We start from the raw sequence: 14,481 nt of genomic DNA on the forward strand, positions 1-14,481 counted from the left end.
AATGTAGGGAGAAATAAATAATGACAAATCACCAATGATAAATGCCCCATGCCCCAGCTATAATAATTGACAAAGCTGTCGCATATCATTAAAAACTATTTTAGCTCCAGCCTCAGCTAAAGCAGTGCGTAGACGCGCAGAGGCTTGTCTTGAGACATCGCTGTGATGGGCATAGCCAAAAACAGTCATTCCATCTGCGGATGCTGCTTGTACGCCCGGTACAGAGTCTTCAATTACAGCACAATATTCTGGATTGGTATTCATTTGCTCGGCTGCATAGAGATACACATCGGGAAAAGGTTTGGGGCGTGAAACATCATTAGCGCTATATATTTTGCCATCAAATTTATGTAGAAGCCCCGTTAATTTCAATACCATTTGAATATGGCGGTGGCTACTATTTGATGCTACACATTTGGGTAATGTAATTTGCTCCAATACTTCTTTAATTCCTGAAACTGCCTGTAATTCTTGCTGCAAGAGAGCCATTTCTCGTTCTTTACAAAGTTCCATAAAGTTTTTGGGCAATGGTTTGTTATAAGATGCCTCGATAATCTCTAAACAGGTTTTTAAGGACTTGCCAATAAATTTTTGAGTTACTTCTGTATAAGTGATAGGAAAGCCAGCTTCAGTGAGCGTTTCTGCAAAAATACGATTAAGAATTGGTTCGCTATCAACCAAAACTCCATCACAATCAAAAATCACAAGCTCGAATCGATTTTTGCCCATTTTTTTGCCTCAAATTTAGGATTTTATCATAAGATTGATAATTATTTATCCTTTAGTTTTTAGGAGCATTTTCCAAGGATTTTTCTATATATAAGATTATTTATATTAATTTTTTAATTAAATTAATTTAAAAGTAATATTATTTTATTTACATATTCTGGATTTTTGATTGTTAAATAAAATACATTTATCGTGATATCTCTAACTGTTTGATATCTTCATCTTTAGGCAGGTCTAACTCTATAAACTTTGGCCCGACAATCAGAACTGTTACCATCATTAATAAACTTGTCACCATGATGATGCTCACCACGTTGGGGTCGTCAAAATTACTTGTACCTACTAATAATGCTGCGGCAAAATTGCGTTGGGCTGTTCCTACTCCTAACACTCTTTGAGTATCAATACCAGGCCCGCCTAAAAGATAACCAACGCTAAAGCAAAAGATAATAAATACTGCACAAACAAATATTGCACCTGTTTGTAATAAACCGATAATATCGTTGGTGTGAATTATTAATCTGACTACTAACCCTAACAATAATCCAGTACTAGATAATTTGAATAAAATAGGCTGAATAACAGGAGCGATCACCGCAAATTTTGCTTTGATAAATAGTCCAATTACTAAGGGGCTAATCATCATCAATAACAAAGGTTTGCCAATATCCCAAGAATTGATTTGCAATCCTTGCACCACTAAAGGAAGTACCATTGGCATATAAAAAATAGTGCCAGACATCAGCAACATCATTAATCCCACAGAAAAGGCTATATTACCCTTAACTATTTGAGCAAGTTTAGGCAAAGCTGGCGGGCCTGATGCTAATGCCATGATGAGTAAACCATCTTTGAGTGCTTCACTCAGAGGTACTATTTGTACTAGTATATAAACAAAACTTGGCACCAATATAAAATTTGTCACCAAAGACAATATGACAAGTCTAGGGCTGCGGAGTGGTTCCCAAATTTGTTTGATGGTGAGACCTAAACCTGCACCTAACATAGTGAACACAATGAATGTGAAGAGTGCAAGTTTGTCGATTATTACTAATATTTCATTCATGATTTATAGGGCATGGGGCATTGGGAATGGGGCATGGGGCATAGTTATTTCTTCTTTGCTTCCTAATTTCCATGCCCCATATCAAATCTGGATTACTTCAAGTCCAGGCTGACTTGTTGTAAGTTACCAGTGAAAGCAAAGGGTACTTGGTAGGTGTCAACAACGGGAGTACCTGTATCTCTGCCTACATCAAAGGTTTCGTCTAGGGCTAAACGGTAAGCGATGGTTTTATCAACTCGACCTTCGGCTAAGAGTTGGTCATTGATGAATAATTTGCCGATTCCACCTGCACCTACACCACCGTCATAATCAAAGTTGAACCGGATTGTTGATTTACCGACGGGTAATTTTTCTGGTGATTGGATAGTGTAGCGGGCGGTATTGGCATAGTTGTAGATATATGTAGGCTTGCCATCCTCAAGGAAAAAACTCCAGCCAGCAAAGCGACCGCCTTGGGTTAGAATTACACCTTCTGCCCCATTTTCGGGAATTTCTACATTGGCTGTAATAGTGAAGGAGCGATTTTTCAAATTTGGGGCGCTACCTTCTGGAATGCCAACTGTACCTGGATAGTAGGTGAATGTTGTGCGTCCTCTGGTGAGGTTGGGACGAATTTTAACATCAAATCTTTCAGCAAGGCGATCGTCTAGTGGTAATACGTTATGCTTCTGGGCTTCTTTTAAAAACAATTTTTGCAGTTTTTCTAGCTTTTTGGGGTTTGCCTTGGCTAGATTATTCGCCTCGCTAAAATCTTCGCTAATGTTGTACAGTTCCCACTTATCTGTATCAAAGTTGCCTTTTGCAGTTCGTTCCCAAGGTAAGCGACCATGACGCGCCGCCGCTATCCAACCTTCATGGTAAATAGCTCGGTTACCTAGCATCTCGAAATATTGAGTTTCCCGATGGGAAGGCGCATCAGGATTGTCAAAGGTATATGCAAGGCTAGTACCTTCAATTGGTTGTTGCTTGACACCATTTACTTCTTTAGGGACAGTAATTCCCGCTACTTCTAAGATAGTAGGGGTAATATCAATGACATGATGAAATTGGCTACGGATGCCACCTTGGTCTTTAATATTTGCGCCCCAGGAAATCACCAAGGGGTTGCGAGTACCGCCAAAGTGAGAGGCGATTTGCTTTGTCCACTGGAAGGGGCTGCTAACTGCCCATGCCCAAGCAGCAGGAAAATGGTTGAATGTTTTGGGGCTACCTAAGTCATTATATGCAGCTAGCAGTTGTTGCAGATTTTCGGGTACACCATTGAAAACTTGCAGTTCGTTGACGCTACCTGTTAATCCGCCTTCGGCACTAGCACCGTTATCTCCCACAACATATATGACTAATGTGTTATCCAGTTCTCCCAGTTGGTCAACAGCATTAATTAACCTACCTACTTCATAATCTGTATGACCTAAAAATCCAGCAAATACCTCGGCCATGTGAGCATAGAGTTTTTGCTGTTCTGCTGAGAGGGAATCCCAGGCTGGCAGTTCTTGAGGGCGGGGGGTGAGTTGGGCATTAGCAGGAATTACACCTAGTTGCTTTTGTCGGGCAAAGGTTTCTTCGCGTAATTTATCCCAGCCTTGGTCAAATTTACCTTTATATTTCTCAATCCACTCTTTGGGGGCGTGGTGGGGTGCGTGGGTAGCGCCTGTGGCGAGATAGGCGAAAAACGGTTTTTCTGGCGCAATGGATTGTTGGTTGCGAATCCAGGCGATCGCATGGTCTACTAAGTCAGGTGTCAGGTGATAATCTGGCTTGTTGGGTTTATCTATCCGTTTAGTATTTTCCACTAAAGCCGGACTCCACTGGTTAGTATCACCACCAAGGAAGCCGTAAAAATACTCAAATCCTAACCCTGTAGGCCAGCGATCAAAAGGCCCGGCGGCGCTGGTTTCAAAGTCTGGGGTGTTATGCCATTTCCCGAAAGCCGCTGTATTATAACCATTTTGTCGCAGGATTTCGGCAACGGTAGCAGCACTCTTAGGTAAAACTGTTGTGTAGCCAGGATAACCTGTAGCTAATTCTTCAACTACCCCTGTATTCACGGAATGGTGATTGCGTCCAGTTAACAAAGCTGCTCTGGTAGGAGAACACAGGGCGGTGGTGTGAAATTGGTTGTAGCGTAATCCTGTTTCGGCTAGGCGGGTTAAGTTGGGTGTGTCCACCGGGCCGCCAAAGGTACTGGCTTGTCCAAAGCCCACATCATCTAGAATTACTAGCAAGACGTTGGGGGCGTTGCTTGGGGCGCTGATGGTTTGGGGAAAGTCTGGTTGTGAATCTTTGTAGGTGAGGCCGATTTTACCCTTAAACTCTGGTAAGGGCAGAGGCAATACTTCAGATGTAGCTGCTAGGGCGGGGCTATTGATCGTTAACAAAACGATCAGCAATGATAAAGCGATCGCCTTGGCAATTTCTGAAAATAAATTCCAGTGCTTGGATTCAAACTTCATTCTTGATCCTTTCTGTAGTCAAGTTCTTCACTAAGCGAAATCCGATATGAGTTGTTCCCGTATCCGGGGCTTGAGATTCTCTCGCTGCTGGACGGAAGCGACTGCAATAGTTAGGCGCACATAAATAAGAACCACCTTTAATTACATGTAGGGCTTGTTCGCTGGGTTTATTGGGGTCAAAACTTTGTTCTGGGCCTGTAGGATTAACACTGTGGGTTTTGTGGTTATGTCCTGGCATAAACCAATCGGATGTTAATTCCCAGACATTACCGGTCATGTCATAAAGACCATAACCGTTGGGTAGAAAGGAACCAACGGGGGCAATACTTGCGTAACCATCTTTTTTGGTATTGAAAAAGGGAAAGATTCCTTGCCAGGTGTTGGCTTTTTTCTCCGAGTATTGATCACCCCAAGCATAAGTGGCACCATTTAACCCACCACGAGCAGCATATTCCCACTGGGCTTCAGTGGGTAGTGATTTTCCTGCCCATTGGGCGTAAGCTACAGCGTCTTCGTAGGCTATATGAACGACTGGATACTTATCTTGATGGGCGATAGCGCTTTCTTTTCCCAAGGGATGTCGCCAATTCGCCCCAGTCTGCCAATGCCACCAACTTAGTTGTTTTGCTCCTGGTTGTACTATTGCAAACACTAAAGAACCGGGTAATCTCTGCTCATCTGGCAAGTCGGGAAACTGTTCTTTTGATAAAGGACGCTCTGCAACTGTGACATAACCCGTCGCTTTGACAAACTCTGCAAATTGTGAATTTGTTATCTCATATTTATCGATACAAAAGGAACTAACTCTTACCTCTTGTGCTGAGAGTTCTTCTATATAACCTGAATTATCCGATCCCATCGTAAATGTCCCGCCTGGAATCATTACCATTTCTGAAGGACAGGGATTTAGGGAAGTGGCAAAGGCAGGAGAAATGATGAGTGCAATCGCTACTCCTGTAACCAATAACAGTGCTAAAAAACTTTTACTTAACACAGTGGTGTTGACTGCTAACATGAAGAAATCAAAATGACTCAATATTGCTGATAAATATTCATCAGTCTATTAATATGCAAAAAATTAGCAATTTTTCATTCATCAAAAATTATCATGAATTTGCACTAATTTAAAAAACTTTATATTGTTTTAAAGCCGTATCATACTTTATGTCGATAGATTTACCGTAATTAGGACAATATTGATAACCTACCTCTTAAGCAAAAATAAGTCAAGAACCTAGTTTGCTAGCATTGATATAGCTTGGTATTGTGCTCTTATTCGTAAAAAATGATCATTAATACTAGTTATGTTGTTATTGTTGACAACTTCTCAACTATTGTGATAAAGATTGTAACTTCAGCAAAGCTTTCTCTTAAAAGCAGCGCCTTTAAGTGATGTTACAGATTGTAAAAAGGCTTAGCGATATGCCCTGTCACCAAAAGTTATCAACTTATGACATAGTCTTTGCTATTTATGAGCGATCGCATTTCAGCGCATAAATATTATCAAGCCGTTTTGCAAGAAATTTCATATTAGAAAATACATTGTTCTGTGCCTCTGCTTCTTCCTCTGTTGAATATTTCAAAGCATAAATTCCTGCTGAATGTGCGGCTTGAATTCCTACATCGCTATCCTCTATAACAACACAAGATTCGGGCGGGAAGCCCATCTTCTTAGCTGCATATAAGAATAAACCTGGGTCAGGTTTCCACGAGCCTATCTCATAAGAACTAAACAAGCGATGTCTGACGACAAGCCGCTCCGCGTCTACGCCAAAATAATGCGACAGATCAGTTACATTTAAAGCCTTGCGAATTTTTGCTATCGGCGCACTTGAGGCAACACAAACAGGATATTCTAATGTTTTTAACATCTCTGGAACACCTGTTATTGGTTGCAAGGAAAATTCAAATAATTCATTCACCCTTTGACGATATGTTGCCTCAAAATCAATAGCTAACTTTACGCCATATCTTATTTCTATATCCGCTAAAATTAAAGCTAACTTTCTGCCACGATATCGACAAATCAGACTATCAATTGATTCATTGATAAAAGGTAGCAAATCGATAAATGCTTGGTTACAAAGCCTCTCACTATCAACTAATGTTCCATCTAAATCAAAAATGACACAAAGATGCTTCATTTATGAAAAACGACAAAATAAATTATTCCGTTTCATATCGTTGACGGTTAACAGTTAACAGTCAACCGTCAACCGTCAACAATAAACTAACTTTGATAAGGTCGCGGTAGTTGGCGCAGTTTATGAGCAGTATCTAATTCACTATTGTTTTTTCTGCCATATCCCCAACCTAAGATGCGGCGATATTCACCCATAATGCCAGTTTCAATTAAATCATCCTCGTTGACTGCAATATTAGTATGAGACTGGGGTGCAACATAGAGCGCATCTGCTGGACAGTATGCCTCACACATGAAACAAGTTTGACAGTCTTCCTGGCGCGCGATCGCAGGTGGTTGGTTGGGAACTGCGTCAAAGACATTGGTAGGGCATACTTGAACGCAGACATTGCAATTAATGCACAGTTGATGGCTGACAAGCTCGATCATGATACTGAAGCTATAGTTTGAGTTGTGAATACTGGTGGTTTAGTAGTCTCATCTGTAATCCAATCCCGTCTTACCCAAAGCTTATCTAAGCCGCCTGTAGCTTGGTAATAACGCTGATTGGGATCGGTTTCGGGATAATCTATGCGAATATGTTCGCTGCGGGTTTCTGTGCGATGTAAAGCGCTAAAATATCCCCATCGTGCTACAGCCGTCAGAGCTGCTGCTCGTCGAGAAAATTCTACATCGCGCACAGTATCTTGTTTGGGATTCCCTTGTACTTGCTGCCACAAAGTTTCTAATTTGGCGAGGGAATCTAGAAGTTTCTGCTCAGAGCGCAAGTAATTCTTCTCCAAGGGGAACACCTCGGCTTGGACACCACGCACGATCGCCTGACTATCGAATGTTTCAGATGTGGGAGAATGCGATCGCATTCCCGTTTTTCCAGCAGGATGCACAACTCTTTCATGAGCATGAGTGCCCAGACTTTTCGCAAAGGCGGTTGCACCTTCTCCTGCCCATTGTCCTGTAGAGATTGCCCAAGCAGCATTAGTAAATACAGCCTGATATATTAGGCGTGACGATTTGGATGACTGCACCGTCAGACTATTAGCAGAATTATTTGATGAAATTTTTTAACAGACGCGATCGCACTGAATTAATAAAATCTTTCGGCTCATTACTATTTACCCAAAGTTAGGTAGGAAATTATCTAGCACAGCAACTCTTTGGAGTAGGTTAGTAACATTTTTTATTAAACTACGGTAAATCAGTCGAGCTACTGTATTTTCTGCAATATGAACCTACCACAGTTCACCTCAAGAAGCAAGCTTGAAAATCTCACCCCTTGTTTTTTATCGCCATATATGCAAATCTCATATTTATAAAATACGGTTTATTGGTCGAATTACCGTAGTTTATGGTTTGAGAAATTAAACATTAACTTTCAAACGCTGATTGCCAAGGTTCTGAACAGTTATGCCGCCTGAGCCTAGAGAAGGGAGTAAGATTTCAAATTCCAGCAACTAGGCTCACTTTTTTCTTAAACCCTAGCTAATTATGAGCCAAAGACTATCCCACAGTTGCAAAAAATGTGTGGATGACAACAAATTTTAGATAGTGCAACACATCATTAAATTTTACAAACAGACAAAGAACAGACTCGAGATTACGACATATAAATTCGCGTTACAAAAATTCAAGATTGGCAGATTAACTCGGCTCTGTTCCAAATCAGTGAACAACTCACACACAGGAGCAAAATATGACTGCTATTATCACTCGTCCAGCTTGGACAATTGAATTTGAAAATGAAACTATTGATAGGTTAATTGATAAACACGCGCCCCATATTCCGAAAAAGCGCTTGCAAGAGCCAAAAGCGATCGCTACAGCCGAAGAACTAGAAAATTTCTACCATTTCCGTGTTGGTGGTGCAGCCCATGATTTATTTATTGTGCAAGTTGTCGCCAACGTTATCGATAAAATTCCCGATCCAGAATTGCAGTTATTTTTAAGTCGCCAATTAGGTGATGATGGCGCACATGCAGAAAATACTCGTCGCCGTGTAGAAGCTTTATTTGGTCAAGATCCCATTGACGATATCCAAAAGCAAGTACAAAAGCATTGGGATTTTATGGGAGATATACCCCGACATGGGTGGTTAGGCTTTTTAGCTTTTGAGCTGCATTATGAACATCATATTGTTGCCATTGGTTCATTAAATCGCCGTTTATCACGGCTGTACGATCCAGAATCCTCCAGCTTTGCGACAGCGAGAATTATCCCAGATGAAACATTTCACCGTGCAGGTGTTGCAGAGTGGTGGTTACGTAAATTTGATAAAGCTTCGCCAACAGAAAAAGCTGAGTTAGCCGCCCAGGTTATAAAAGCAGACGAAGAAGTACAACGCCGTCGCAATCCCTATTTAAAAGAGCATGAAAAAGTTAGCCGTCGCGCGCTGGGTATTGAAGTTGAGGGAACAGGTGTAATTTACGATACTTGGCGACAAGAGGTATTGTCTTACTTCTTAGATATTCCAGTTTCTCAGTTACCTAAACTCGTCAGCATTAACGATTAGGACGCAATCTAAAATATCTCAAGGAACCTATTATGGCTGTAACTTTAACTCGAAGCTGGAGTGTAGAGTTTGAAAAAGAAAACCTGGAAAAACTCTTTAGTCAGCACGCGCCACACGTACCATTAACTCGCGAACATCCCAGCCGTCCGCCAATTACAGAAGCAGAAAAAGATCATTTCTATCAATATTGGGCTGCTACTGGTGGTCACGATCTGTCTATTGTGCAAGCTGCGAGTAAGGCAATCTTATTGATTCCCGACCCAGATTTGCATTTAATTTTGAGTAGACAAATTGGTGATGACGGCGCACATGCGATCGCTTTTCGTGAAAGAGTCATTGCTCTAACTGGACGCGATCCGATTGACGATATTCGTAAAGAAGCTGCGATCGCATCTTGCGCTCCTACTAATTCAGCTAATGCACCTACAGAAAAACCCCAAGCCAGCAAGCTAACAGTGCTGAAAATGGGGCATCAAAAAGGGATGGCGCTGCTGAATATCCTCAAAGCCCAAGGTAGCCTAGAGAAGCGCTTACAACCTCAAGGTATTTCTGTAACCTGGAATGAATTTTCTTCGACTGCACCTTTACTTGAAGGGATGGGTGTAGGGGCGATCGTTTTTGGTCGTGGTGGTGGTACGGGAAGCGTCTTTGCTCAAGCGGCTGACAAACCTTTTGTGCGAGTAGCTGCAAGTACCAGTAGTACTAGAAGTTCCGCCATCCTGGTGAAAGAAAATTCACCGCTGAAAACTCTTGCTGATTTAAAAGGTAAGAAAGTCGCTTTTGCTAAAGGTGCAAGTTCGCAATATATGATCGTGCGTGCTTTAGAAAAAGTCGGTTTGAAATACACAGATATTCAACCTGTCTATCTCACGCCAGCTGAAGCTTTACCAGCCTTTGAACGTGGTGATTTTGACGCATGGGTAATTTGGGACCCTTACACTGCAGAAGCTGAACGTAAGCTGCGGACTCGTCTTTTGGCAGATAATACTACAGTATTTGGCGAAAAAGCTGCTGTAGAAAGCCCAGGATTTTATTATGCTGCGCCAGATTTTGTCCGCGATCATCCAGATATTGTGAAAATAATTTTGCAAGAATTGGAAAAAGCAGGTAGTTGGGCGAAAAGTAACTACAAAGATTCAGCTAAATTACTTTCCAAACTCTACAAAGTTGATTTAGCCACAATGGAAATCGTAGAGGAGCGTGGAGGCGATCGCAAAGTATTACCTGTAACTGATGAAGTTCTCTCAGGCTTACAAAATATGGCAGATAGCTTCTACGAACTCAAAGTTATTCCCAAGAAAATTGATGTCAAAGATAAAAACTACAACTGGGTTCCTGACCAGAAATGGTAAAGCTTTTCTGAAGTAAAAAAATATTCCATCACTATTGTTGACGGTTGACCTTGTACATTGAACAGTCAACCGTCAACAACGTTCAGCAGAATAATTTATTTTTTCGAGTCCTCTAACTTGCTTTTTATACGAATTTGTGGCAAATTACTCTTGATAAAATGGCTAATACCTATCAAGTTACTGTAGTTTAATGAATGATTTTATCAAAACTAGGGTTAATAGATGGTAATCAAGCTTTTTTTGCGAATCAAATGCTGACTTATACAAATTAAAAATGAGCCAAATTGTAGAAGAAGTTCTGGCGGCTAATCTTACTTACACTCAAAATTTCGGTGATAAGGGTAATCTCACCATACCCCCAGCTCGTCGGTTTGCAATTCTCACTTGCATGGATGCGAGACTTGACCCAGCTAAATTTGCTGGATTAGCTGAAGGAGATGCTCATGTAATTCGCAATGCAGGTGGACGTGCTAGCGATGATGCAATTCGCTCTTTAGTGATTTCTTACAAACTACTTGGGACTCGTGAATGGTTTGTTATTCATCATACTAATTGTGGGATGGAAACCTTTACGAATGACATCATGGGTAATTTACTTGCTAGTAGCCTCAAAACAGCCCAACTAGATGAAAATGGTTGGTCTAATATTGGGTCTGGGCCAGGAGCAAACGAAGGTAAGTTTATCAATTGGTTGACTATTGATGATCTAGCTCAAAGTGTTTACGCAGATGTGCAAAGGATTCGTTTGCATCCGTTAGTTCCCCCAGAAATTCCTATTTATGGTTATATTTATGATGTGAAAACTGGGCAATTAATTGAAGTGCCTGAAGCCACAAAAGTTGGTCAAGCTCAGTAGTTTCACTATCAGATATACCTGCAAAACTTATATCAATTCTCCAAAATATGGCTACACTATAGGCAGCAGAGGGGCAGGGGGTAGGGAGCAGGGGGAGAATTATCTGTAGCCTGAATTTAGAGAAATGGTATTACTCTTTTGAGAAAGTAAGCTCCGTATAACATTCTTTGTAAGAAGAAGATTTAAGTAGGCAGTTAAATCATATCTACCCTCATCAAAAGGATATAAGAAGAATAAATATATACAGCAAAACTGAATTTTTTATTGGCGATATTCCGTACCAAATGTACGTTCAGTATTACGACCCAACACATAACCAAAATCCGGTTCCTATTGTGCTTTTACATGGAGGCTTTCATACAGGTGCTTGCTTTGTCCAAACACCCGATCGCCGACCAGGTTGGGGATTGTATCTAGCAGAACAAGGCTGGAAAACCTATATTGTTGACTTACCAGGTCATGGTCGGTCGGGTTTTGTACCAAACTTTTCCGTGATGCCATATCAGAGGATAATCAATGCTACCGTTGCACTCTTGAAACAGATTGGCCCATCTGTCATTCTGACTCACAGTATGTCTGGTGTGATTGGTTGGCAGATAGGAAAAACTCATCCCCAACTAGTTAAAGCTATCATAGGCATTGCACCAGTACCACCAGCCGATTTATTACCCGCGATCGCCAAAGACTCTGACGAGGCTTGTCCTGAAGATCGTCCACGTATCCAATCATGTGAAGATACTAAAAAGTACTTCACCAACTCAGATACTTTTCCCAAAGAAACATTTGAAGATTATTTTCGCAGTTTGGTCGCTGAGAGTGCGCGGATGAGTAACGAACGCAGAAATGTTGAAGGACAAGGGCTTTATATTGGCGACCCGCAGATACTATTTAATATACCCATCTGTGTAATTACAGGCGACCAAGACAAGCGCCATCCTTATGAAGTAGACGCAGAAACAGCAAAATACTTTCGGGGTGATTTTATTTGGCTTCCGGAAGTTGGATTTCCTGGTCACGGTCATTTACCCATGCTGGAACAGGGTAATTTAGCTATTGCTAACTTATTTATCAATTGGTTAAATAGTAAAGGTCTATAAGTAAATTAGAGAGTACAGCATTGCTGTACCCCTATAATTTGGTGCATTCTTTTTTGAAATTGGTATTAGTATCCTGCTTGTTTATTGACTATATTCCGTAAAGGTTGACCATTTCGGAAACGCTCTAAATTATCCAGAAATAAGGCGGCAATGCGCTCTTTTAATGCTGGGGAAATTGCGGAAGTATGCGGTGTAATGAAGAGATTCGGTAACGACCACAGAGGGCTTTCTGGTGGTAGGGGTTCAATAGAAACTGTGTCTAATGCTGCACCTCCAATCCAGCCTTCAGTGAGGGCTTTAGTTAATGCTGATTCATCCACAACCGCACCACGACCAACATTAATTAAATAACCATGACTGGGGAGCGATCGCAGTACTTTTTCATCAATTAAAGCTTTGGTTTCTGGTGTCAGAGGTGTGGCGACAACTAGATAGTCAACTTCTGGTAATAAGGCGTGCCATTCATTTTGACCGACGATTTTATCAAAATTTGGTAGTGCTTCCGGACGACGACGACCACCCCAAACTCGCGTTCCAAAAGGTTTAAGACGAGATGCGATCGCCTGTCCTATATTTCCAGTACCGAGAATTAACACAGTGGAATTTGCTAACTCTGGCAGTACTAACCAGCTTTTGCGCCAATGGTGCTGATCGTGAGCCGCTTGCAATTGTCGTAACTGCTTGGCGTGATGGAGAATCAAACTCAAGACAAATTCGGAAATGGGAATTGCATGAACTCCTGCGCCATTAGTCAAGAGAATATCGTGTTCCAGAAAAGTGGGCGTGAGAATATGATTTACACCCGCACTAGGAGTTTGTTGCCAACGTATTTTAGGCGCAGTTTCTAGGACTTTGTGTAGAGTTGTAGGCTTCAATTTAAACCCATTCAGATAAACTTCAGCATCACTGGGATCGCCATCAAAATTACCATCACTATCTACCCGGACAAATTTTGTATCTGATGGTAAATTTGGCTCAATTTCAGCAGTTAGCTCTATAGGTAAAATTAGTTTTGTCATTGGTCATTGGTCATTTGTCATTTGTCATTTGTCACTTGTCATTTGTCATTTGTCATTTGTTATTTGCTGTCAGATCAACTAGGCTGCTGATATATTTCACAGCCTAGTTCAAAAGTATATGGCTTACGAAAGCACGGGTTCTCGCTGTTCGGTTTTGTTTTTCAATACGGTTGGTAATTCGCTAGTTAAAGGCTCACCTTCTACTATTTGCGATCGGAAGCCATCAGGGCCGACGGGGATATCACCAGTAATGGTGGTGCGATAAAGTACGCGCTCAACTTCTATATGATCTAGATCCTGGGGTGCTAAATGTGCAGTGGCGCGGTTATCCCAGAAGGCAATGTCACCGTTGTTCCAATGAAAGCGGGTGGTATAAGCAGGTTTGGTGATCTGATTAAAGAACAACTCTAGTAGTAAATCGCTTTCTTGTGGCGATACGTCTAGAATGTGGGAGGTAAAGCCAGGGTTCACGAATAATGCACGTTCGCCTGTCTCGGGATGCACCCGCACGACTGGGTGAATGGAAACTTGGGGATTGGCGGCGATGCGTTGTGCAAGTTTGCTATTGCTGGATAAACGCAAGCGTGCATTGAAGTGATGTTGTGCTTTTAATGTGTCTGCTAGCGCCTTCACGGGTGCTGATAGTCCCTCATAAGCAGCAACTAAATTAGTCCACTGTGTGTCACCACCAAAGCTAGGGACGTTAACGGCGCGCAAAATAGAACCTGCTGGTGGGTTAACAACTGCTGTGACATCAGTGTGCCAACGGCTCTCGTAGCTGGAACGACGGAGGCCATTCTTCCGTTCGTAGCGACTGCGATCGATTGGCAGGATTTCAGCAAAACCTTCGATTGGTTCATCCTCGTGGGGATGTGCATAAGTCACTTCGCCAAAACGAGATGTAAAAGCAATTTGTGCTGCATGGTCGATGTTCTGATTGCGAAAGAATATGACTTTCCACTTCAACAGTGTTTGGCGAATTTCGGCTATGGCTTCATCGGATAGAGTCCGGGAAAGGTCTACGCCACCAATTTCAGCACCGATAAAACCAGCTACTGGTTTGACTTCAATATGCTTGTTACTCATTTAATAAATTCTCCAGAGGTTTACCTGGGCGGTGTTGGCACTTGTTTACTTCTTTGGTGTTGCTATCAAGTGCACGAGATCAAAGGAAGCGATCGCAACTTTCAATATAATACACTAAATCGATAAATTTACCGTATTATAAAATCATCCAACACAGTACTTCCCCTTCCTCAT

General features: G+C 41.7%; 13 protein-coding genes. 4 read left to right on the forward strand and 9 right to left on the reverse strand.

The genetic code is table 11. From position 1 onward, the window contains the following. Positions 1-57 precede the first annotated feature (57 nt). The 7 genes from AACU32_RS05900 to AACU32_RS05930 form a co-directional block, all read right to left on the reverse strand. The gene (locus AACU32_RS05900; RefSeq protein WP_096598714.1) at positions 58-729 is read right to left on the reverse strand and encodes an HAD family hydrolase; all 672 of its coding nucleotides are present in this window, start codon (positions 727-729) and stop codon (positions 58-60) included. A 187-nt stretch (positions 730-916) separates the two neighbouring features. Continuing rightward, positions 917-1,795, reverse strand: a complete 879-nt coding sequence (locus tag AACU32_RS05905; protein WP_096598716.1) for a bile acid:sodium symporter family protein — start codon at positions 1,793-1,795, stop codon at positions 917-919. A gap of 92 nt (positions 1,796-1,887) precedes the next feature. Beyond that, positions 1,888-4,248 carry an arylsulfatase gene (locus tag AACU32_RS05910; RefSeq protein ID WP_096598718.1) on the reverse strand — a complete coding sequence of 787 codons (2,361 nt, stop codon included), beginning with the start codon at positions 4,246-4,248 and terminating at the stop codon, positions 1,888-1,890. Further along, positions 4,238-5,263 carry a formylglycine-generating enzyme family protein gene (locus tag AACU32_RS05915; RefSeq protein WP_339377556.1) on the reverse strand — a complete coding sequence of 342 codons (1,026 nt, stop codon included), beginning with the start codon at positions 5,261-5,263 and terminating at the stop codon, positions 4,238-4,240. Before AACU32_RS05915 ends, AACU32_RS05910 begins: the two co-directional genes overlap by 11 nt. 454 nt (positions 5,264-5,717) lie before the next feature. Continuing rightward, complete coding sequence (locus tag AACU32_RS05920; protein ID WP_096598720.1) at positions 5,718-6,392, reverse strand: HAD-IA family hydrolase; 675 nt, start codon at positions 6,390-6,392, stop codon at positions 5,718-5,720. Positions 6,393-6,478: 86 nt separating this feature from the next. After that, positions 6,479-6,820 (reverse strand): 4Fe-4S binding protein, encoded by a 342-nt coding sequence (locus AACU32_RS05925; protein ID WP_096598722.1) that lies wholly within the window; start codon positions 6,818-6,820, stop codon positions 6,479-6,481. Next, positions 6,817-7,416, reverse strand: a complete 600-nt coding sequence (locus AACU32_RS05930; RefSeq protein WP_339377557.1) for an FAD-binding protein — start codon at positions 7,414-7,416, stop codon at positions 6,817-6,819. Before AACU32_RS05930 ends, AACU32_RS05925 begins: the two co-directional genes overlap by 4 nt. 665 nt (positions 7,417-8,081) lie before the next feature. Here AACU32_RS05930 and AACU32_RS05935 point away from each other — a divergent pair. From AACU32_RS05935 to AACU32_RS05950, 4 genes are all read left to right on the forward strand, one after another. Further along, entirely contained in the window at positions 8,082-8,897 is an 816-nt protein-coding gene (locus AACU32_RS05935; protein WP_096598724.1) for a hypothetical protein, read from the forward strand. Between the two features lie 32 nt (positions 8,898-8,929). Then, entirely contained in the window at positions 8,930-10,249 is a 1,320-nt protein-coding gene (locus AACU32_RS05940) for an aliphatic sulfonate ABC transporter substrate-binding protein (RefSeq protein ID WP_096598726.1), read from the forward strand. Positions 10,250-10,523: 274 nt separating this feature from the next. Continuing rightward, complete coding sequence (locus AACU32_RS05945; RefSeq protein WP_096598728.1) at positions 10,524-11,105, forward strand: beta-class carbonic anhydrase; 582 nt, start codon at positions 10,524-10,526, stop codon at positions 11,103-11,105. A 284-nt stretch (positions 11,106-11,389) separates the two neighbouring features. Next, a complete protein-coding gene (locus AACU32_RS05950; protein WP_096598730.1) occupies positions 11,390-12,202 on the forward strand; it encodes an alpha/beta fold hydrolase in 813 nt (270 codons plus the stop codon). A gap of 65 nt (positions 12,203-12,267) precedes the next feature. Here AACU32_RS05950 and AACU32_RS05955 read toward each other — a convergent pair whose 3' ends face one another. Together AACU32_RS05955 and AACU32_RS05960 are read right to left on the reverse strand one after the other, a co-directional pair. Next, positions 12,268-13,221 carry a D-2-hydroxyacid dehydrogenase gene (locus AACU32_RS05955; protein ID WP_096598732.1) on the reverse strand — a complete coding sequence of 318 codons (954 nt, stop codon included), beginning with the start codon at positions 13,219-13,221 and terminating at the stop codon, positions 12,268-12,270. 123 nt (positions 13,222-13,344) lie between these two features. After that, positions 13,345-14,307, reverse strand: coding sequence for a TauD/TfdA dioxygenase family protein (locus AACU32_RS05960; RefSeq protein ID WP_096598734.1), 963 nt, complete (start codon positions 14,305-14,307; stop codon positions 13,345-13,347). Between the last annotated feature and the right edge of the window lie 174 nt (positions 14,308-14,481).

The sequence above is a fragment of the Calothrix sp. NIES-2100 genome, assembly GCF_963875285.1.
Classification (GTDB): domain Bacteria; phylum Cyanobacteriota; class Cyanobacteriia; order Cyanobacteriales; family Nostocaceae; genus Aulosira.

Excerpts from the sequence above, each read along its gene's own strand:
- AACU32_RS05900 (WP_096598714.1), bottom strand. The coding sequence starts at position 729 with ATGGGCAAAAATCGATTCGAGCTTGTGATTTTTGATTGTGATGGAGTT.
- AACU32_RS05905 (WP_096598716.1), bottom strand. The coding sequence starts at position 1,795 with ATGAATGAAATATTAGTAATAATCGACAAACTTGCACTCTTCACATTC.
- AACU32_RS05910 (WP_096598718.1), bottom strand. The coding sequence starts at position 4,248 with ATGAAGTTTGAATCCAAGCACTGGAATTTATTTTCAGAAATTGCCAAG.
- AACU32_RS05915 (WP_339377556.1), bottom strand. The coding sequence starts at position 5,263 with ATGTTAGCAGTCAACACCACTGTGTTAAGTAAAAGTTTTTTAGCACTG.
- AACU32_RS05920 (WP_096598720.1), bottom strand. The coding sequence starts at position 6,392 with ATGAAGCATCTTTGTGTCATTTTTGATTTAGATGGAACATTAGTTGAT.
- AACU32_RS05925 (WP_096598722.1), bottom strand. The coding sequence starts at position 6,820 with ATGATCGAGCTTGTCAGCCATCAACTGTGCATTAATTGCAATGTCTGC.
- AACU32_RS05935 (WP_096598724.1), top strand. The coding sequence starts at position 8,082 with ATGACTGCTATTATCACTCGTCCAGCTTGGACAATTGAATTTGAAAAT.
- AACU32_RS05940 (WP_096598726.1), top strand. The coding sequence starts at position 8,930 with ATGGCTGTAACTTTAACTCGAAGCTGGAGTGTAGAGTTTGAAAAAGAA.
- AACU32_RS05945 (WP_096598728.1), top strand. The coding sequence starts at position 10,524 with ATGAGCCAAATTGTAGAAGAAGTTCTGGCGGCTAATCTTACTTACACT.
- AACU32_RS05950 (WP_096598730.1), top strand. The coding sequence starts at position 11,390 with ATGTACGTTCAGTATTACGACCCAACACATAACCAAAATCCGGTTCCT.
- AACU32_RS05955 (WP_096598732.1), bottom strand. The coding sequence starts at position 13,221 with ATGACAAAACTAATTTTACCTATAGAGCTAACTGCTGAAATTGAGCCA.
- AACU32_RS05960 (WP_096598734.1), bottom strand. The coding sequence starts at position 14,307 with ATGAGTAACAAGCATATTGAAGTCAAACCAGTAGCTGGTTTTATCGGT.